The organism is Shinella kummerowiae, assembly GCF_009827055.1.
GTDB classification, from domain to species: Bacteria; Pseudomonadota; Alphaproteobacteria; order Rhizobiales; family Rhizobiaceae; genus Shinella; species Shinella kummerowiae.
This window is the reverse complement of record NZ_WUMK01000003.1, coordinates 546652-564638: the sequence shown is the minus strand read 5'-3', so window position 1 is coordinate 564638 and position 17987 is coordinate 546652. Positions and strand designations below refer to the sequence as shown.

The following is a 17987-nucleotide window of genomic DNA, read 5'->3' as shown; positions in this document are numbered from 1 at the left end:
CAATTTGGTTCGGCTTCACATCCACACATACTCCCGCGCCACCTTCATGAAGGCGGCGGTGGCCGGCGAAGGCGGTCGGTCGGCGACTGAAACGATCGACACTTCGCGTATGATTTCAGGATTGGCGATAGGTCTGTGGCAGACCCCGGTTTGGCTGGCGGAGAACTCGGCCATGAAACAGACGCCCATGTCGGCCGCGACCATTGCCAGAATCCAGTCCTCTCGCTCGCTGCGGAAAACGCTCTGGGCTTCGACACCGAGATTCATGCAAAGCGCGCCAATGTAATCGGCGTATTCACAATTGCTGCGTTCGAGGCGGGTTTCACCCCGAATATCGTCGAGTTGAATCGTATTGCAGCGTTCGAAGGGATGGCCGGCGGAGAAGGTGAGCCCGAAACGTTCCCGAAAAAGCGGTTCCGCTTTCAGTCCGTCGTCGAACGGTTCCGGGCGCGCCAGTATGGCAATGTCCAGATCGCCTTCTATAAGGAGCTCGACAAGCCGGTCCGCTCTCCCCTCGATCATGGTGATCTCGATGCCGGGATGGCGCGCCCGGAAAGCCCTCAGGAAGCCGATGAAACGCAGCGGCCCGATGGTGCACATCACACCGAGCGTCAGCGTGGCGGCCTCGAGAGAAAGAAAATTCTTTGCCGCTCTTTTGGCGGTTTCCGAGCTTTGCAACACCTCTTCCAGCCGCGTGCGCATCAGGCCACCGAAATCGGTGAGTTGCACATGGCCCTTTTCGCGGTGAAAAAGGTTGCCTCCGAGTTCCGCCTCCAGCTTCTGTATTGCCCGTGTTAGAGCGGGTTGGCCGACGTGGACGCGTTCGGCCGCGCGATGGAAGTTGAGGGTCTGACAGGCGGCCAGGAAATAGCGGATTTCATGCATCTCCATGTCGCGCTCCCTCCCGATGTCGCGCCTGCATCGATCCGATGAGAATTCGGCATTATCGAGGATTTCCGCCTTTCGGTAAATTCACCCGAATTACCGAAGGCGGCGATGGAACCGTACCCCGGTCGGTGGCTGCCCGGAACGAACAGCGGGAGGGCGATATGTCGGAGCCGAACCAGGAGAAGCTCAACGCATTTCTGGGAAAGATGGTCGGTGACCTCGGTGCGATCGCAACGGGCGCGGCTGTGTTGCTGGGAGATCGGCTGGGCCTGTTCAAAGCTATGCGGGCGGGCGGGCCGATGACGGCTGCTGAACTCGCGGTACGCACCCGCACGCAAGAGCGTCTCGTTCGGGAATGGCTCTCCGCGCAGGCTGCCGCCGGCTATATCGAGTATGACGAGGGGGCTGATCGCTTCTATCTCAATTCCGAGCAGGAACTGGTCTTTGCCGATGAGGATAGCCCGGCATTCATGGCCGGCGCGTTCGAGGTTCTGGCCAGCCTGTGGATCGATGAGGAGAAGGTGAGCCAGGCCTTTCGCTCTGGCAAAGGCGTTGGCTGGCATGAACACTGTGCCTGCCTGTTTCGCGGGACCGAGCGGTTCTTTCGCCCGGGTTACAACGCCAATCTGATCGACTCCTGGCTGCCGGCACTCGACGGTGTGGTCGAGAAGCTCGAACGCGGCATCGAGGTCGCCGACGTCGGATGCGGCCATGGCGCCTCGACGGTGCTGATGGCGCGTGCATTTCCACGCTCCAGCTTCGTCGGCTTCGATTACCATGCTCCCTCCATCGACCAGGCGCGCCAGGCCGCCGAAGAGGGAGGTGTTCGGGGAAACACCCGTTTCGAAGTTGCGAGCGCCAAGTCCTATCCTGGTGCCTACGATTTCGTGACCTTTTTCGATTGCCTGCATGACATGGGCGATCCGGCGGGCGCATCGGCGCATGTGCATCGTTCGCTCAGGCCGGACGGCACATGGATGATCGTGGAGCCGTTTGCACATGATCGGCTCTCCGACAACCTCAATCCGGTCGGGCGCGTTTACTATGCCGCGTCGACGTTCCTGTGCACGCCCGCGTCCCTGTCGCAGGAAGTCGGTCTCGGGCTCGGCGCCCAGGCCGGCGAAGCGAGGTTGCGCGAGGTCGTCACCGACAGTGGCTTTACCCGCTTCCGCCGCGCCGCCGAGACGCCGTTCAACATCGTTCTGGAGGCGAGGCCCTGAACGCGGGGGGCACGTCGCTACGCCGCCGCCCTTGCCGGTATCATGCAGGCTGTTGCGGGCCATCCGGCCTTGCCGGCGCGGTGCTCTCACGCACGACGATTTCGACCGGGAGGATGGTTTCCGTGGGGATGTTCTCAGCCGTGTCGCCATTCATCAGTTGCAGCAGGACGGTTGCTGCGGTCTGGCCGGCGCTGTGCTGGAGGATGCGGACGGTTGTCAGCCTTGGGCGGATGAGGTCGAGGAAGGGCATGTCGTTGAAGCCGGTGACCGAGATTTCGCGGGGACAGTCGATACCGTGCTCGCGCAATTCATCGATCGCGCCCAGCGCGAGACGGTCGTTGGCGCACAGGATGGCGGTGAATTTCCGGCCCGACGCCAAAAGGTCGCGGATACAGCGCGCGCCCTCCTGCTCGTCGAAGCGTCTGGCCGTCACCACGAGTTCCGGACGGAATTCGAGTGACAGGCTTGTTGCGGCATTGCGGAAGGCGGCCAGGCGAAGCTGGCCGGTCGACAGATCCTGCGGGCCGGCCAGATGGGCGATCTCTCGATGCCCGAGGTCGCGCAGATGACGCAGCATTTCGCAGATGCCTGCATCCTCGTCATTGATGATGTAGGGAATCTGCGAGTCTTCGACCATGCGGTTCAGGGTCACCACCGGCAAGCCTTCGGCCGCGGCCCTGGCGATGGTCGGATCGCTTCTTAGCACCGCAGCGTGAATGATGCCGTCGACGCCGCGGTCACGCAGCACGTCGACGAGGCGGCTTTCCCTGTCCCGCTCGCTGTCGGTATTGACGATGATCGATGCATAGCCCAGCGGCTCGAGGACGCTTTCAATGCCGCGCAGGATCGGTGGGAAAATCACGTTGGTGATGTCGGGGATCATTACCCCCACGGTCATCGTGCGGCTGGTCCGAAGACCGGCGGCGATGCGGTTCGGCCGATATCCCAGAGCGTCCGCTGCGGCCTGGATGCGGCTGGCGACCTCTTCCGTTATCGACTTGCGCTCGACCGGATCAAGGGCCCGGGACACGGTGGATACATGCACGCCCGTCTCCCGGGCAATGTCCTTCAGCGTAATCCGTTTCTGCCGCATCTGATCTCCTCTGATTTCTCCATATTAGCAGATCACGGGCGCCGCACGCAATCGTTTGCAAAATATCCTTGACCAAACGCAAGGGCCATGATACTTCACTCTCGCAATCGATTGCATAGCCGCTTGGAGGAGCGTTCGTGCATCGAGCAATGGCTTGGTCGTCTTGGAGGGCGGCGAAGCCAGCATCCCTAATGATCCCGGACGGAAAAGCGGAAAAGACCGCAGGATGAACTTTGCCGGGCACGGAACCTACCCGGACGTCTCGATGGTGGACGCCCGGTCGTTGATGCAATCGAACGCTAACGGGAGGAAGGCGTATGAGATTGAATACATTGCTCGCGGCAACGGCCGCGGCGGCAATAATGGCAGGTGCGGCGCATGCGGAAAATCTGCGGATAGGCGCGTCGCTGCCAATCACCGGGGGACTTTCGGTCAGCGGCGAGAAGCACAAGAGGGGATATGAACTCTGCACGAAGCTGATCAACGAAGCCGGAGGAATTCTCGGCCGGCAGGTCGAACTGATCGTCAGCGACAACCGATCGGACACGGCAACCGCAATCAACCAGTATGAGCGGTTCATCAATGTCGACAAGGTCGAGGCAGTATACGGCACGTTCTCAAGCCGGCTAACCTTCCCGGTCGCAAGCATCCTTTCGAAATACAACATGGTGCACGCCATTCCCTCGGGCGGTGCGCTGCGCATCTACGAACAGGGTTACAAGAACCTGTTCTACTTCCAGGTCAATGCTGCCGAATATACCGGCAAGGACGTGGCCGCGGTGATCAAGCAGCTCATTCCGGCCGGCGAGGCGCCGAAGACCGTGGCCGTGGTTTCGGCCGACGACTTCTTCGCTAATGCCATCGAGGCCGGTCTGCTCGGGCAGAAAGTGAAGGACCCGGCGACCGACAAGGAGATCGCCGATCTGGCGCCCGGCTACCTCAAGGATGTGGGCATCGAGGTGCTGATGCAGGAGAAGTGGCCGGAGGAGGGTTTTAACGACTGGCTGAACCTTGCCAACTCGATCAAGCGCTCCGGCGCGGAGATGGTCATCGGCCTGACGGCCTCGGCGGAAGAGGCCGTGCAGTTGACCCGCAGCCTCAAGACCGTCGGCGCCACGCCCAAGCTGGTCTATCTCAGCCAGGGCGCGCAGACGGAGTTCATCGAGGGTGTCGGCAAGGAAGCGGCCGATGGTGTGCTGATCCACACCACTTGGCACAAGGACGTGCCGTTCGAAAGCACGCTTGCCGGCAAGCCGTTCAACAATGCCGACTTCGTCAAGGCGTTCACGGCCGAATACAATGTCGAGCCGGACGAGGACAGCGCCATTCCGTTCGCGGTCTGCCAGGGTATCGAGCAGGCGATCCTCGGTGCGGGCACCACTGACAATGCCAAGATGGGCGAGTGGCTGCACGCGCGCAGCAAGGACGACCCCGTTCGCACGGTTCTTGGACGCTTCTCCTGGGATGACGTCGGCCTGCCGGTGGAGAAGTCGCACATCATGACCCAGTGGCAGGATGGCAGCCTGAAGTTCGTCTACCCGACCGGCGAATTCGAGGGTGTATCGCCGTTCAGCTACCCCAAGAGCGGGTTCTGACAGGACAGGCAGCGGAAAGGTGCCCGCCTTGGGCATCTTTCCCACCGCCGGCCCGTGTCGGCGCAACTGCGAAAGAGAGATGGCGCATGCTGGAAGTGAAGAACCTCTGTAAGCATTTCGGCGGCATCAAAGCCGTCGACGGTGCCACGTTCACGGTCGAGAAAGGGGCGATCACCGCTCTGATTGGACCGAATGGTGCCGGAAAGACGACTGCGTTCAATTGCATCAGCCGGACGGCAGCGCCGACGTCTGGCGAGGTCTGGCTCGATGGCGAACGGATCGACCACCTCCGGCCGCACAAGATCACGGCCAAGGGTCTCAGCCGGACGTTTCAGATCTCGCGCAACCTCGGCGACATGACGGTGATCGAGAATGTCATCGTCCAGTCGAGGGTCGATGGCCTGCGCGGACTTTTCCGTCCAGCCATGTCGCAGGAGGAAAAGGACAAGGCGATGTCCATTCTAGACTTCCTCGGCATCACCCGCATCGCCCACGAGGATGGCCACAACCTCTCCTATGGGCAGAAGAAGCTCATGGATCTCGCAGCTCTTCTGATGTCCGACCCCAAGATCATCCTGCTCGACGAGCCGGCCGGTGGGGTCAATCCGTCGCTGATGGAAGAGATCGTCGGCCATATCCGCGCACTCAACGACAAGGGCCTGACGGTGCTGATCGTCGAGCACAATATGGACCTGATCATGCGTCTCTCGCACAAGGTCGTGGTCATGGCGCACGGCAAGGTCATCTGTGCCGGCACGCCCGACGTGGTGCGCAAGGATCCCCACGTGCTCGATGCCTATCTCGGCGGCGTCCTGGAAGACGAGGCAGCCTGATGACGAAACTTCTCGACGTTACCAATATCACCGCCGGCTACGGCGACGGCCCCGCCATCATCGATGGCGCGCATCTGACCGTCGAACCCGGCAAGGTCCATTGCATCATCGGTCCGAACGGCGCGGGCAAGTCGACGCTGCTCAAGGCGATCTGCGGCATGCTGTCGATCCGCAAGGGCGACGTGATGTTCAAGGGCGAACGCCTGAACGGGCTGCGCCCCGACCAGATCCTGCGCAAGGGCATCTGTTTCGTGCCGCAGGAGCGCGCACTGTTTGCAAAGATGACCGTGCGCGAGAACCTGCGCATGGGCGGCTTCATCATCGATGACAAAAGGGAGGTCGAGCGCCGTATCGACGGCATCCTCGAACGCTTCCCGATCCTTCGCGAGCGTGCCGACCAGCATGCCGGCACCATGTCCGGCGGCCAGCAGCAGACGCTCGCCATGGCCCGCACGCTCATCATCAGACCCGACATCGTCATGCTCGACGAGCCGTCCCTCGGCCTGGCGCCGAAGGTGGTCCAGGAGATGTTCGATATCATGAAGATGATGTCGGCAGAGGGCGTCACCGTTCTCCTGGTCGAACAGAATGCCCTGATGGGGCTGAAGAACGCCGATTGGGGCGTTGTCCTCGACCTTGGCCGGACATTGTTCGAAGGCCCGGCCGCCACGGTGCTGGCTGATCCGCGCATCCAGGAACTCTACCTCGGCGGCAAGAAGGCCGCCTGACGAGGAGCAGACATGGCAGAAATAGTGCAGATATTGATACTGGGCCTGGCGCTTGGCGGCGTCATCGCCCTCATGGGGTCCGGCCTGTCGCTGGTCTTCGGCGTGATGCGCATCGTCAATCTCGCCCATCCCTCGCTGATCATCGGCGGCGCCTACATTACCTATTGGGGTTTCAAGTCGCTCGGGATCGACCCCATCGTGATGCTTCCGGTCGCAGCCGCCATCATGGCCGCCATCGGCGTGCTGCTCTATCGGCTGGTGTTCCAGCGCGAAGCCAAGAGCGCCAAATATTCGGAAATGACGGTGCTGCTCACCTTCGCGCTGGCGATGATGGTGGAAGGGCTGCTCGGCGGTCTCTTCACCAACACCCAGCGGGTGACGTCGCCCGACTACGCCACCGCTGCCTTCTTCATCGGTGACGTCTTCATCCCCAAGGGGCAGCTCTATGCCGGCATCGTCTCGCTGACGATCATCGCGGGACTGTCCTTGTTCCTCAAATATTCGCGGCTCGGCTATGCCATCCGCGCCACCACGCAGAACCGCGAGGCGGCGGAACTCCTGGGCGTCAACGTGCAGTTCATCAGCGTGCTCGCCTTCGCCATCGGCCTTGCCCTCGCCGGTGCCGCCGGATCGCTCGTCAGCTTCGTGTTCAGCTTCTTCCCGGCCAAACACTGGGAATGGATCGCCATGCTGATGTCGGTGGTGGTGCTGGGCGGGATGGGCAGCATCCTCGGCACGGTGGTGGGAGCGCTCATCCTTTCCGTGGTCGCCGCCTTTGTCGGCACCTGGATCGGCGCGACTTGGTCGACGCTGACCTTCTTCCTCGCCCTTTTCATCATTCTGCTTGTCCGGCCCCAGGGGCTGTTCGGCGAAAAACCGGAGATGGCATGATGGCCGTTACCCTTCAGGACTCCAGCGCCAGCGCTGTGATCGAGGCGCGCCGCGCTCACAATGAAAAGCTGTCGCGCAAGGCCGATCAGACGAGGGCAACCTGGTTCCCGCTCACCCTGCTTGTCTTGCTCGCCGCGCTGCCGCTGCTGCAATTTGTCGGCAACTACAATTATGTCCTGCACCTCGTGCTCTTCACCGCCTCCTACGTCGCCATGGCGTCGGGTTGGAACATCCTCGGCGGTTTTGCCGGCTATGTCTCGCTCGGCCACGCCGTGTTCTTCGGTGTCGGCGGGTATTTTTCGGGCATGATCTTGGCGCGCTACGGCATCTCCACGTTGGTCACCGCGCCGCTTGCCGGCCTTGTCGCGGCGGCACTCGGCTATGCCGTCGGAATGGTCACGTTGAAAGTGCGCGGCCCGAGCTTCATTATCTCGTCGATCGCCCTTTTGATGATCGCCCGCATCCTGTTCGACAACTGGCACTTCATTGGCGGCGCCAACGGCCTGACCCTGCCGCCGAACGACTTGTCGGTGCAGTGGGCCAAGGTGCCTTACTACTACGCAATGCTGGCGATCGCCGCCTTCACCGTGTGGTCGGCCTACAAGATCAAGCACTCGAAGTTCGGGCTTGGCTTGCGCGCCCTGTCCAAGGACGAAATCAAGGCGGAAAGCGCGGGTATCGATACACGCTTCTACAAGGTCACGGCCTTTGCACTCTCGGCCTTCTTCGTCGGCATGGCGGGCGCGGTGTGGGGAGAATACCTGACCTACCTCCGGCCGAACATTTTCCTGCTCATCCTGATCTCGGCCAACATGGTGCTGATGTGCATCCTCGGCGGCAAGGGCACGATTGCCGGGCCGGTGATTGGCGCGATCCTGATCGTCGCGCTCAACGAGCTCTTCGTCGCCACGATGGGGGCGTCCGAAATCAACATCCTCGGCACCGGCCTGGTGATGGCGATCGGCCTGATCTTCTTCCCGCTCGGACTGGTCGGAACGTTGGCCAGAAGCGGAAAGCTCCCCCGCGTCCTCAACTGGGACTAGCGGCAAGCCAACGGCCCCCGACAACAGAGAATACGGCTCGTACGGTCAAAGAGAGGAAATCGGTATGCCGGAATTCGTGCTCTACAATGCGCCGCAGTCCACATGCAGCCAGCGCGTGCGTTATACCCTTCACGTCAAGGGCAAGGCCTTCGAGGAACACAAGCTCGACCTCTTCAAGGGAGATCAGCTCAAGCCCGAATACCTCGCGATCAATCCCAACGGCGTGGTGCCGACCCTGGTTCACGATGGTGCGCCGGTCACGGATTCCGCCGTCATCATGGAGTATCTCGAGGATATCCTCGGCGGTGTGGCACCGCTGAGGCCGAGTGACCCGCTCAAGGTGGCGGAGATGCGATCGATGATGCGTTTCATCGATGAGGTGCCAACACCGGCTGTTCGCGTGCCATCGTATAACCTCGCCTTCCTTCCGCACTTCCAGGCCATGAGCGATGAGGAATTCCAGGCGCTTTGCGACAGCAAGCCCCTGCGCCGCGAATTCCTCATGAAGATGGGGCGGACCGGCTTCCCGAAGGCCGACATGGACGAGGCCCTGGGGCGGCTGCAGCGCGGCACCGACCGCATGGCGACGTGGCTCGCCGCCAGCGGCGGGCCCTGGTTGATGGGCGCGGAGCTCAGCCTTGCCGATATCGCGATCATGCCCGTCATCGTGCGGATGGACGACATCCGGCTTTCCGGCATGTGGCAAAATGCACCCGCCATCGGCCGCTGGCTCGAGCGGATCCGGGAAACGCCCGCCTTCTCCGCAACCTACTATCACGGGTCGCTATTGACCGAAAAATACCCGCACCTGCAGGCCGATGCCAAGCGGCCTGAAGCCATGCACGCATGAACGCAGTGGAGGATGAAATGGACTATGTCAGCACCACCCCCAAGCTCATCACGACGGAAGCCGATGTAACGCCCACCGTGCTTGCGGCGATGGCGGATACCGAAAATCCGCGGCTGAAGGAAATCATGACCGCGCTGGTGGAACACCTCCACCAATTCATCCTCAAGACGCGCCCGACCGAGGAGGAGTTCGAATATGCGCTGCGCTGGATCGTCGAGATCGGCCAACGGACGAACGAATTCCACAATGAGGTGGTGCTTGCGGCCGATGTGCTCGGCGCTTCCACGCTGATCGACCTCATCAACAATGATGGCATGCAGGGCGAGACGATGTCGGCGCTGCTCGGGCCATTCTATCGTGGTGGGGCGCCAGTCTGCGGGAATGGCGATTGCATCGCCCGTTCTGAAACGCCCGGCGCCTCGCTTTTCTTCTCCGGCAGGGTGGTCGGTATCGATGGTGCGCCGGTTGCGGGCGCGGTGCTCGATGTCTGGCAGGCATCACCCGTGGGGCTCTACGAGAACCAGGATGAAACCCAGGAGGACTGCAACCTTCGTGGCAAGTTCACGAGCGAGGCCGATGGCCGGTACCATTTCAGCTCGGTGAAGCCGGCGGGCTATCCCGTGCCGACCGACGGTCCCGTCGGCGTGCTGCTGCGGGCGCAGAACCGCGAATCGATGCGGCCGGCGCATGTTCACTTCATCGTTTCCGCGCCGGGGCACAAGACCCTGGTCACGCAGATCTTTTCCGATGCGCCCGAGGCGCTGGCGGCGGACGTTGTCTTCGGCGCCAAACAACAGATCGTCGGGAATTTCGTCATGCATACCGAGCCGCATCCCGATTATCCGGACGCGAGCCTGCCCTTCTATACCTGCAAGTACGATTTCAAGCTGGTGCCCGGCACATCGACACTCCCCGTTCCGCCGATTTCGGGAAAGAAGAGCTGAGCCATGGCCGTGCAGAACTCCCATCATCCGCTTGAGGGCAAGGTGGCTGTCGTCGTCGGTGGTTCCGGCGGTATCGGCCGCGAGACCTGCCGAATGCTCGCCGCCGCCGGTGCGACGGTCGTCGTCGGTTATCGCGCGGGCAGACAGAAGGCCGAGGAAATTGTTGCCGGACTGGCGGGCGAAGGCCATGTCGCGCTGCCGGTCTCCATCGAGGAGACCGCGACCATCGAAGCGTTCCGGGATGCGGTGCTGCAAAGGCTCGGCCGGGCGGACATCCTGGTCAATACCGCAGGCGTCACCGAGCCGGTGGCGCATGCCGATCTCGATGCCCTGACGGACGAGATGATCGATCGCATCTTCATCAACAACTGGCGCGGCGTCTTCGCTACTATCCGCGCCTTTGCTCCAGCGCTGAAAGCAGGCGGCGACGGCTTGATCGTCAATGTCTCGTCGATTGCGGGCTTCACCGGCGTCGGCTCAAACGTCGCCTATTGCGGCGCGAAGGCAGGCATCGACATCATGGCGAACTCGCTGGGCAGGGCGCTCGCACCGGAAATCCGGGTCATGGTGGTGTCACCCGGGGCTGTCGACACGCAATTCGTGCCCGGCCGGGGCAAGGAATTTGCCGACAAGGTCGCCGCGACCACGCCGCTCAGACGGATCACCAGCCCGGTGGATGTCGCCGAGGCGATCGTCTCCTGCGCAACGCACCTGAAGTTCTCGACCGGCAGTCGGATTGTCGTCGATGGAGGAAGGCACCTGTAATGCAGCCGAAAGTCATCATCACCTGTGCCGTGACCGGCAACCTGACGACACGGGAGAATCATCCCGACCTGCCGGTGACGCCGGAGGAGATTGCGAATGCCTGTCTCGAGGCGGCGGATGCCGGGGCTGCCATCGCCCACATCCATGTGCGCGATCCCGAGACCGCGAAGCCGTCGATGGAGCTGAAGCACTACCGCGAGGTGGTCGAGAGGATCCGGGCGAGAAACACCGCGCTGATCCTCAACGTGACCACGGGACCGGGCGGACGTTATCACCCGAGCGATGAAAATCCGGCGGTGGCCGGTCCGCGCACGACGCTGATGCGGCCGGAAAAGCGCGTCGAACACATCACCGCGCTGAAGCCCGACATCGCCACGCTAGACCTCAACACCATGACCTTCGGCAATGAGGTGGTGATCAACACCCCCGGCAATGTGAAGATCATGGCCGACCTTATCAATGAGGCCGGGTCAAAGCCGGAACTCGAGGTCTTCGACACCGGCCATATCGTCCTCGCACAGGATTTGCTGAAGGCGGGCGTGCTGAAGTCACCGGCGATGTTCACCATCGTCACGGGCGTCAAGTACGGCTTTCCCGCCACGACCGATGTCATGGCGACCGCTGCGCGCATGTTTCCTGGTGACGCCGTCTGGACGGGTTTCGGCGTCGGCCGGATGTCGTTTCCGATGGCGATGCAGGCCTATCTGCTCGGCGGGCATGTCCGCGTCGGCCTCGAGGACAATTCCTACATCGCCAAGGGCGTGCTGGCGAAAGGCAATGGTGAACTGGTGGAGCGCGCCCGCGACCTCATCGAGAAACTCGGCGGGCAGATTGCCGGTCCGTCGGAGGCCAGGGAAATCTTGGGGCTTGCAGCCTGAGCGGCGCAGCTGAAGCAAAGGAGACTGAGACATGAACATTCAAACAAGCGCCAAAGCCGGCAACGCCCTCAGGGTTTCCCAGAAATCACCGGACCTCGACAATCTTCTGATCGACGTCGTCGAGGTGGCCATACCGCGTCCTGGCCCGGGCCAGGTGCTGGTCGAGATCGTGGCGGCGGGGGTCAATCCCAGCGACGTCAAGGCCTCGCTCGGCCACATGCCGCATGCCATCTGGCCGCGCATACCGGGCCGCGACTTCGGCGGCATCGTGCGCGAGGGGCCTTCGCAGATGATCGGCATGGAAGTCTGGGGCGGTGGCGGCGAACTCGGCATCAGCCAGGATGGCAGCCATGGCAAATGGATGGTGCTTGACCAGAAGGCGGTGCGCGCCAAGCCGAAGACTTTCTCCATGGAAGAGGCCGGCTCGGTCGGCGTGCCGTTCATCACGGCCTATGAGGGCCTGCGCGAGGCCGGCGGCGCCCAGCCGACCGATGTCGTTCTGGTCTGCGGCGGCAATGGCAAGGTCGGGCAGGCGGCGATCCAGCTTGCCACGATGGCCGGGGCAAAGGTCTTCGCCGTCGAATACAATGATCAGCCCTTGATGGGCCACACCAATGGTCCGGTCACGATACTGAACAGCGCGGTAGACGATGTCGCGGCCATCGTTCGTGACATGACCGACGGCCATGGTGCCGATATCGTTTTCAACACCGTCGGCAGCCCCTATTTCGAGATCGCCAACAAGGCGATGGCCAAGCAGGCGCGGCAGATCTTCATCTCGACCTTCGATCGCGCCGTGCCCTTCGACATCTTCAACTTCTTCCGCGGTCGCCACAAATATATCGGCATCGACACGCTGGCGCTGTCGTCCGTGGACGGTGCGCGGATCTTCGACAGGTTGAAGTTGAAGTTCGAGGAAGGTTTGCTCAAGCCGTTCCCGATCAACCCTGACTGCTGCTACGATCTTGCTGACGCTGCGAAGGCCTACGCTTCGGTGCTGCGCGGAACGCCCGAGCGGGTGCTGCTCAAGCCGTAAGGAGGCACCATGCAGGTCACCCGCTACAGCGAGGCGAAGCCTTACGAGGCTCCGGAACACTACGACATGCGCTGCCTGCGCCTGCAAGGCAAGGAGGCGACGGTGACGGACACGATCTGGATCGGCCTGTCGCACCTTCTGCCGGGCGGGCATACCTCGCTCAAGGACGCGGCGGTGGAGAAGATCTACATCGTCGTCGCTGGCGAGGTGACCGTGGAAACCGTCGATGCCGCCGTCACGCTTGGCGTGCTCGACAGTTGCCGGCTGGCGCCGGGCGAAGCGCGTGCGCTGGTCAACCGCACCAATGCGCCGGCGTCGATCCTGCTTGCGATGCCGACCTGAAACCGGAACGAGCGGCCGAAAGCTATGAGCAATCCGACACTGTATCGGCTGGGTGATTGGGCGCCCAGCCTGCCGGAAGACGGCGAATTCTATATTGCACCGGGCGCCGTCGTCATTGGCGACGTGCGCCTCGCCCGTGGTGCCAGCGTGTGGTTCAACGCGGTCCTGCGTGGTGACAACGAGCCGATCACCATTGGTGCCGGTTCGAACATCCAGGACGGGTGCGTCATCCACACGGATCCGGGCTTCCCGGTCGAGATCGGCGAAGACGTCACGATCGGCCACAATGCGATCGTTCACGGATGCAACATCGGCAAGGGAAGTCTGATCGGCATGGGGGCGACCATTCTCAACGGCGCGAGCATCGGCGAGCGGTGTCTGATCGGGGCAAATTCCCTCGTGCGCGAGGGCATGGTGGTGCCTGACGGATCACTCGTCATCGGCGTGCCAGCCAAAATCGTCAGGACGCTTGATGCGGAGGCGGCGGAAAAACTCGCACGCGGAGCAGAACGATATCGCGCGAAAGCGGAATCCTATCCGCGTGACCTCGCCGCGTTTGATCCCGGAAAACGGGGCATATCCGGCGGCCCTGGAAGGACAGAGAATGAGCGAGACTGAGAACCGGTTGCTGAGCGTGGTGGAACACTGGCTGCCACGCATGGAGGTCGCCGGCATCCCTTCGGCGACGGCGAAGACGGTGATCGACAGCGCCGGCGTCTGGGAGAACTGGCTTGCGGCCTGGAGCGCCGAAGGCGATCGCCATGCCGAAATGGGCGAGGCGGCCCTTGCGCGCGGGCGCAAGGTCACCGCCGGCGAGGCGTTCGCCCGCGCCAGCCTGTTCTACCACTTCGGCCAGTTCATGGCTTTCGACGATCTTGTCGCAAAAGAGCGCGTCGCTGCGATGAAGGTGGAGGCGTTCCGCAGGGCCGCGCCGCTGCTGGAGCAGTCGGGCGAATTGATCGAGGTGCCGTTCGAGGGCGGCATTCTGCGCGGATATCTCCGCCGCCCGGCGCGGCAGGGGCCGCATCCGCTGGCGCTCATTATCCCCGGCTCGGATTCCACCAAGGAGGAGTTCCCGGCGTTCGAACGGCATTTTCTCATCCGCGGCATGGCGACGCTGTCGCTCGATGGTCCGGGGCAGGGCGAGGGCCGGTCGCATGGCTACCTGCGCGCCGATATCGCCCCGGCTATCGCCGCGACGATCAAGGCGCTCGAGAACCGGCCAGGTCTTACCGGCGACATCGGCCTGGTCGGCATGGCCTTTGGCGGCTTTCTGGCGCTCCGGGCAGCGGCGGCACTGGAGGGGCTTGCTGCCGTTGTCTCCATCAACGGCTTTTATGATCTCGGCGCGCTCTGGCCGACCTTGCCCAAGGTCTACCAGGACAACATGAGCTTCGCGCTGGGCGATGACGTTGTCGAACGTGCTTGTCGTTTCACCCTGGCGGGTATCGAGGGGCCGGTGGTCCCGGCGCTCGTGCTGCATGGCGGCCTTGACAAGATCTTCCCGCCCTCGGAAGCGCAGAAATGCGCCGAGATCTGCAGGGCGGGTTCGGAATTGCATGTCTTTCCCACCGGAAACCATGTCTGCAACAACATTCCCTGGATGTACCGGCCGCTCGTGGCCGACTGGCTCGCGGAACGGCTTAAGGTCTAGCGAAGCAAGTGGGCTGGAGGCGGGGTGTCCAAAATGGCAGGTCGATTGGGTTGGTCTGGAACGGGAAAAGTCCACTCGAAATTAGACGATTGTCCACCACAAGCGGACACCGCCACCTGATCGCCTATCGCGCGGGCTGATACCAATTGCGGCATAGCGGAAGACACAAGCAGCCGACCGTTTTGCACTCAAGGGGAGCGAAGATGATTCACGCCGATGACGGGATTTTGTCCCAGGAACAACGCCTGATGCGCGACAGTTGCCGATCGTTTGTCGACGATGTGGTGACGCCGTTCATCCGGTCGAACTGGCAGCGCGAGTGGGACATGAGCCCGGGTGAAAGATTGCCGGGTTCGATCCTCGAAGGCGCCGAGGCGATTGGTGTGCGCACGCTCGGCGTACCGGAGGAATTCGGCGGTATCGACCTCGAACGCGAGACCGAGGTGCGCACCTTTGCCCTGATCGCCGAGGAGATCGCCCGCGGCGATTCCGGTCTTGCCGACAAGCTGGTGCAGAACTGGAAGGTCTCGATTGTCATCCGCCAGTTTGCAGCCTCGCACCTGCAGGAAAAGTGGTTCCCGCGTCTGCTGAAGGATCCGAAGTTCCTTTTGGCGCATTGCCTGACGGAACCGAGGGGCGCCTCCGATCGCTGGCTGCCCTACAATGTCCCGGAAGCCTCAATGCACACCAAGGCGGTCTTGGACGGCGATCACTGGGTCATCAATGGCCGCAAGCAGTTCATCTCGAACGGTTTCGACGCCAGCCTCTATGTCGTCTATGCCAACACCGACCCCTCCGTTGGCATGCTGCAGGGCACGTCGAGCTTTCTGGTTCCTCGCGAAACACGCGGCCTGACCGTCACCAAGTGCAACGAGACGATGGGCTGCCGCTTCATGAACAACGGCGAGCTGGTCTTCGAGGATTGCCGCATCCCGGCCGATCACCTGCTCGTCAAGAGCACGGCCCTGGCCTCCGCCGGCCAGTATTTCCGCGCCGGAAAGATCATCCAGGCGGCGAAGAATCTCGGGGTCGGCGTCGCCTGCTTCGAGCGCACGGCGGACTATGTCCAGAACTATGTTCAGGGCGGGCGCATCCTCATCAAGCACCAGGCCGTGGCGCTGCGGCTTGCGGACATGGCCACACGCATCGAGGCTGTGCGGTCGCTGGTCGAGCGGGCGTCGAAGGCCGTGGACGAAGCCCACCCGGACGCCGATATCCTGTGCAACATGGCCAAGGTCTACGCCTCGGAGGAGATCATGAAGGTCGCGACCCATGCGCTGGAACTGCACGGCGGCAACGGTGCGATGCTCGAATTCGGTATCGAGAAGCTGTTCCGCGATGCCGCGATCTTCCTGCACATGGACGCGACGGTCGATGTCAGCCGTATGAAGATCATCAAGACGATGTTCCCCGCTACCGCCGGAAAATATGCCGGTCCGGAAAACTGACGCGAAACGGGCGGGTGGTGGAGCCGGAGGGCAAGTGCCGCTCGCCCTGGCCAAGGGAGGAACACAGATGAAGATAGTGGTTGCGGTGAAGCGGGTTGCCGATCCCAATGTAAAGGTTCGCGCGCTGGCGGACAGTTCAGGCGTCGACCTTGCGAATGTCAAGATGACGATGAATCCGTTTGATGAAATCGCCGTCGAAGAGGCGGTTCGCCTGAAGGAGGCTGGCCGGGCAGACGAGGTCGTCGTCGTGTCGATCGGCTCGGAAAAATCGGCGGAAACATTGCGCACGGCGCTGGCGATGGGCGCGGATCGCGGCATCCTCATCCGCACGGAGGCCGTTGTCGAACCGCTTGCCGTCGCCAAGCTGCTCAAAGCGGTCGCCGAGGCCGAGAGGCCGGACATCATCATCACTGGCAAACAGGCGATCGACGACGATGCCAACCAGACCGGCCAGATGCTGTCGGCGCTGCTGGGATGGGGGCAGGGCACGTTTGCCTCGAAACTTGTCGTCGGCGACAAGGCGATCGAAGTCACCCGCGAGATTGATGGCGGCCTGCAAACGGTCAGCCTTCAACTTCCAGCGCTGGTTACGGCCGATCTCAGGTTGAACGAACCGCGATACGCCTCGCTGCCCAACATCATGAAGGCGAAGAAGAAGCCCATCGATGAACGGACACCGGCCGACTATGGCGCGAGCATCGAGCCGCGGCTGATCGTTGTGCGGGTGCATGAGCCGGCAAACCGCAAGGCCGGTATCAAAGTCGGCTCGGTCGGTGAACTTGTCGAGCGGTTGCACAGGGAAGCGGGAGTTCTTTGATGACTATTCTTGTTCTGGCAGAACATCAGGATACGCTTCTCGACGAAGCCACCGCCAAGGTAGTCTCGGCCGCGGGTCGGATGGGCGGCGAGATTCACGTCCTGGTGGCGGGGTCCGGATGCCGCGCGGCGGCCGAAGCGGCGGCGCGACTGACGGGCGTCGCCAAGGTTCTCCTCGCAGACGAGCCTTCCCTGTCGAACCGGCTTGCAGAACCGGTGGCCGCCCTGGTCGTCAGCCGTGCCGGCAGCTACGGCGCCGTGCTCGCGCCCTCGACCACCAACGGCAAGAATATCATGCCGCGCGTGGCGGCCCTGCTCGACGTGATGCAGGTATCCGACGTTATCGCCATCGACGGGCCGGACCTGTTCCAGCGACCGATCTATGCAGGCAACGTCATCCAGACCGTGCGGTCGGTCGATGCAAAAACGGTGCTTACCATTCGGGCATCGGCCTTTCCCGCCGCACCCGTCGCCGCTGCGGCAGCGCCGATCGAAGCCGTCGCCATGCCGGACAATCCCGGGGTGTCGACTTTCATCGGAAGCGCGCTGTCACGGTCCGAACGTCCGGAACTGGCGGGCGCGCGGATTGTCGTGTCGGGCGGACGGGCGCTGGCCTCGGCCGAAAACTTCGACACCGTGCTGGCGCCGCTTGCCGATACGCTGGGCGCGGCAATCGGTGCGAGCCGCGCGGCGGTCGATGCCGGTTATGTCTCGAATGATCTCCAGGTCGGCCAGACGGGCAAGATCATCGCGCCCGATCTCTACATTGCCTGTGGCATTTCCGGGGCGATCCAGCATCTTGCCGGCATGAAGGATTCCAGGGTGATCGTCGCCATCAACAAGGATCCTGACGCGCCGATCTTCCAGGTCGCCGATTATGGTCTGGTGGCGGACCTGTTCGAAGCCGTGCCGGAGCTTCACACGGCGGTTGCTGCGAAAGCCGGGGCGTAGCGATCGGAAACG

19 protein-coding genes are annotated in these 17987 nt (G+C 62.6%); 17 read left to right on the top strand and 2 right to left on the bottom strand.

What is annotated here, in order from left to right; translation table 11 throughout:
• Positions 1–15: 15 nt before the first annotated feature.
• On the bottom strand, positions 16–891 hold the full coding sequence (locus GR138_RS10295) for a LysR family transcriptional regulator (RefSeq protein ID WP_160859012.1): 876 nt from the start codon (positions 889–891) through the stop codon (positions 16–18).
• Positions 892–1049: 158 nt separating this feature from the next.
• On the opposite strand from GR138_RS10295, the gene GR138_RS10290 reads away from it, so the two are divergent.
• Positions 1050–2108 (top strand): class I SAM-dependent methyltransferase, encoded by a 1059-nt coding sequence (locus GR138_RS10290; RefSeq protein ID WP_160859010.1) that lies wholly within the window; start codon positions 1050–1052, stop codon positions 2106–2108.
• A gap of 40 nt (positions 2109–2148) precedes the next feature.
• Here the strand turns inward: GR138_RS10290 and GR138_RS10285 are convergent, their stop codons facing one another.
• Entirely contained in the window at positions 2149–3201 is a 1053-nt protein-coding gene (locus GR138_RS10285) for a LacI family DNA-binding transcriptional regulator (protein ID WP_160859008.1), read from the bottom strand.
• 317 nt (positions 3202–3518) lie between these two features.
• Between GR138_RS10285 and GR138_RS10280 the strand changes: the two genes are divergently transcribed.
• From GR138_RS10280 to GR138_RS10205, 16 genes are all read left to right on the top strand, one after another.
• Complete coding sequence (locus GR138_RS10280) at positions 3519–4796, top strand: amino acid ABC transporter substrate-binding protein (RefSeq protein ID WP_160859007.1); 1278 nt, start codon at positions 3519–3521, stop codon at positions 4794–4796.
• Positions 4797–4882: 86 nt separating this feature from the next.
• Complete coding sequence (locus GR138_RS10275) at positions 4883–5629, top strand: ABC transporter ATP-binding protein (RefSeq protein ID WP_160859005.1); 747 nt, start codon at positions 4883–4885, stop codon at positions 5627–5629.
• The gene (locus tag GR138_RS10270) at positions 5629–6357 is read left to right on the top strand and encodes an ABC transporter ATP-binding protein (RefSeq protein WP_160859003.1); all 729 of its coding nucleotides are present in this window, start codon (positions 5629–5631) and stop codon (positions 6355–6357) included. Before GR138_RS10275 ends, GR138_RS10270 begins: the two co-directional genes overlap by 1 nt.
• Positions 6358–6369: 12 nt before the next feature.
• A complete protein-coding gene (locus GR138_RS10265) occupies positions 6370–7248 on the top strand; it encodes a branched-chain amino acid ABC transporter permease (protein ID WP_160859001.1) in 879 nt (292 codons plus the stop codon).
• Positions 7245–8291, top strand: coding sequence for a branched-chain amino acid ABC transporter permease (locus tag GR138_RS10260; protein ID WP_160858999.1), 1047 nt, complete (start codon positions 7245–7247; stop codon positions 8289–8291). Before GR138_RS10265 ends, GR138_RS10260 begins: the two co-directional genes overlap by 4 nt.
• A gap of 64 nt (positions 8292–8355) precedes the next feature.
• On the top strand, positions 8356–9141 hold the full coding sequence (locus tag GR138_RS10255) for a glutathione S-transferase family protein (RefSeq protein WP_160858997.1): 786 nt from the start codon (positions 8356–8358) through the stop codon (positions 9139–9141).
• A gap of 17 nt (positions 9142–9158) precedes the next feature.
• On the top strand, positions 9159–10085 hold the full coding sequence (locus tag GR138_RS10250; RefSeq protein ID WP_160858995.1) for a dioxygenase family protein: 927 nt from the start codon (positions 9159–9161) through the stop codon (positions 10083–10085).
• Between the two features lie 3 nt (positions 10086–10088).
• Complete coding sequence (locus GR138_RS10245; protein ID WP_160858993.1) at positions 10089–10850, top strand: SDR family NAD(P)-dependent oxidoreductase; 762 nt, start codon at positions 10089–10091, stop codon at positions 10848–10850.
• Positions 10850–11728, top strand: coding sequence for a beta-keto acid cleavage family enzyme (locus GR138_RS10240; protein ID WP_160858991.1), 879 nt, complete (start codon positions 10850–10852; stop codon positions 11726–11728). The genes GR138_RS10245 and GR138_RS10240 overlap by 1 nt, the downstream gene beginning before the upstream one ends.
• Before the next feature lie 31 nt (positions 11729–11759).
• On the top strand, positions 11760–12764 hold the full coding sequence (locus GR138_RS10235; RefSeq protein WP_160858989.1) for a quinone oxidoreductase family protein: 1005 nt from the start codon (positions 11760–11762) through the stop codon (positions 12762–12764).
• Positions 12765–12773: 9 nt separating this feature from the next.
• Entirely contained in the window at positions 12774–13106 is a 333-nt protein-coding gene (locus tag GR138_RS10230; RefSeq protein WP_160858987.1) for a cupin domain-containing protein, read from the top strand.
• 24 nt (positions 13107–13130) lie between these two features.
• Positions 13131–13724 (top strand): gamma carbonic anhydrase family protein, encoded by a 594-nt coding sequence (locus GR138_RS10225; protein ID WP_160858985.1) that lies wholly within the window; start codon positions 13131–13133, stop codon positions 13722–13724.
• On the top strand, positions 13711–14760 hold the full coding sequence (locus GR138_RS10220) for an alpha/beta hydrolase family protein (protein WP_160858983.1): 1050 nt from the start codon (positions 13711–13713) through the stop codon (positions 14758–14760). The genes GR138_RS10225 and GR138_RS10220 overlap by 14 nt, the downstream gene beginning before the upstream one ends.
• A 203-nt stretch (positions 14761–14963) precedes the next feature.
• A complete protein-coding gene (locus tag GR138_RS10215; RefSeq protein ID WP_276508777.1) occupies positions 14964–16208 on the top strand; it encodes an acyl-CoA dehydrogenase family protein in 1245 nt (414 codons plus the stop codon).
• A 67-nt stretch (positions 16209–16275) separates the two neighbouring features.
• The gene (locus tag GR138_RS10210; RefSeq protein WP_160858979.1) at positions 16276–17025 is read left to right on the top strand and encodes an electron transfer flavoprotein subunit beta/FixA family protein; all 750 of its coding nucleotides are present in this window, start codon (positions 16276–16278) and stop codon (positions 17023–17025) included.
• The gene (locus GR138_RS10205; RefSeq protein ID WP_160858977.1) at positions 17025–17975 is read left to right on the top strand and encodes an electron transfer flavoprotein subunit alpha/FixB family protein; all 951 of its coding nucleotides are present in this window, start codon (positions 17025–17027) and stop codon (positions 17973–17975) included. Before GR138_RS10210 ends, GR138_RS10205 begins: the two co-directional genes overlap by 1 nt.
• Positions 17976–17987 lie beyond the last annotated feature (12 nt).

Excerpts from the sequence above, each read along its gene's own strand:
- GR138_RS10245 (WP_160858993.1), top strand. The coding sequence starts at position 10,089 with ATGGCCGTGCAGAACTCCCATCATCCGCTTGAGGGCAAGGTGGCTGTC.
- GR138_RS10260 (WP_160858999.1), top strand. The coding sequence starts at position 7,245 with ATGATGGCCGTTACCCTTCAGGACTCCAGCGCCAGCGCTGTGATCGAG.
- GR138_RS10205 (WP_160858977.1), top strand. The coding sequence starts at position 17,025 with ATGACTATTCTTGTTCTGGCAGAACATCAGGATACGCTTCTCGACGAA.
- GR138_RS10280 (WP_160859007.1), top strand. The coding sequence starts at position 3,519 with ATGAGATTGAATACATTGCTCGCGGCAACGGCCGCGGCGGCAATAATG.
- GR138_RS10230 (WP_160858987.1), top strand. The coding sequence starts at position 12,774 with ATGCAGGTCACCCGCTACAGCGAGGCGAAGCCTTACGAGGCTCCGGAA.
- GR138_RS10270 (WP_160859003.1), top strand. The coding sequence starts at position 5,629 with ATGACGAAACTTCTCGACGTTACCAATATCACCGCCGGCTACGGCGAC.
- GR138_RS10255 (WP_160858997.1), top strand. The coding sequence starts at position 8,356 with ATGCCGGAATTCGTGCTCTACAATGCGCCGCAGTCCACATGCAGCCAG.
- GR138_RS10235 (WP_160858989.1), top strand. The coding sequence starts at position 11,760 with ATGAACATTCAAACAAGCGCCAAAGCCGGCAACGCCCTCAGGGTTTCC.
- GR138_RS10275 (WP_160859005.1), top strand. The coding sequence starts at position 4,883 with ATGCTGGAAGTGAAGAACCTCTGTAAGCATTTCGGCGGCATCAAAGCC.
- GR138_RS10295 (WP_160859012.1), bottom strand. The coding sequence starts at position 891 with ATGGAGATGCATGAAATCCGCTATTTCCTGGCCGCCTGTCAGACCCTC.
- GR138_RS10210 (WP_160858979.1), top strand. The coding sequence starts at position 16,276 with ATGAAGATAGTGGTTGCGGTGAAGCGGGTTGCCGATCCCAATGTAAAG.
- GR138_RS10265 (WP_160859001.1), top strand. The coding sequence starts at position 6,370 with ATGGCAGAAATAGTGCAGATATTGATACTGGGCCTGGCGCTTGGCGGC.
- GR138_RS10250 (WP_160858995.1), top strand. The coding sequence starts at position 9,159 with ATGGACTATGTCAGCACCACCCCCAAGCTCATCACGACGGAAGCCGAT.
- GR138_RS10285 (WP_160859008.1), bottom strand. The coding sequence starts at position 3,201 with ATGCGGCAGAAACGGATTACGCTGAAGGACATTGCCCGGGAGACGGGC.
- GR138_RS10225 (WP_160858985.1), top strand. The coding sequence starts at position 13,131 with ATGAGCAATCCGACACTGTATCGGCTGGGTGATTGGGCGCCCAGCCTG.
- GR138_RS10215 (WP_276508777.1), top strand. The coding sequence starts at position 14,964 with ATGATTCACGCCGATGACGGGATTTTGTCCCAGGAACAACGCCTGATG.
- GR138_RS10290 (WP_160859010.1), top strand. The coding sequence starts at position 1,050 with ATGTCGGAGCCGAACCAGGAGAAGCTCAACGCATTTCTGGGAAAGATG.
- GR138_RS10220 (WP_160858983.1), top strand. The coding sequence starts at position 13,711 with ATGAGCGAGACTGAGAACCGGTTGCTGAGCGTGGTGGAACACTGGCTG.
- GR138_RS10240 (WP_160858991.1), top strand. The coding sequence starts at position 10,850 with ATGCAGCCGAAAGTCATCATCACCTGTGCCGTGACCGGCAACCTGACG.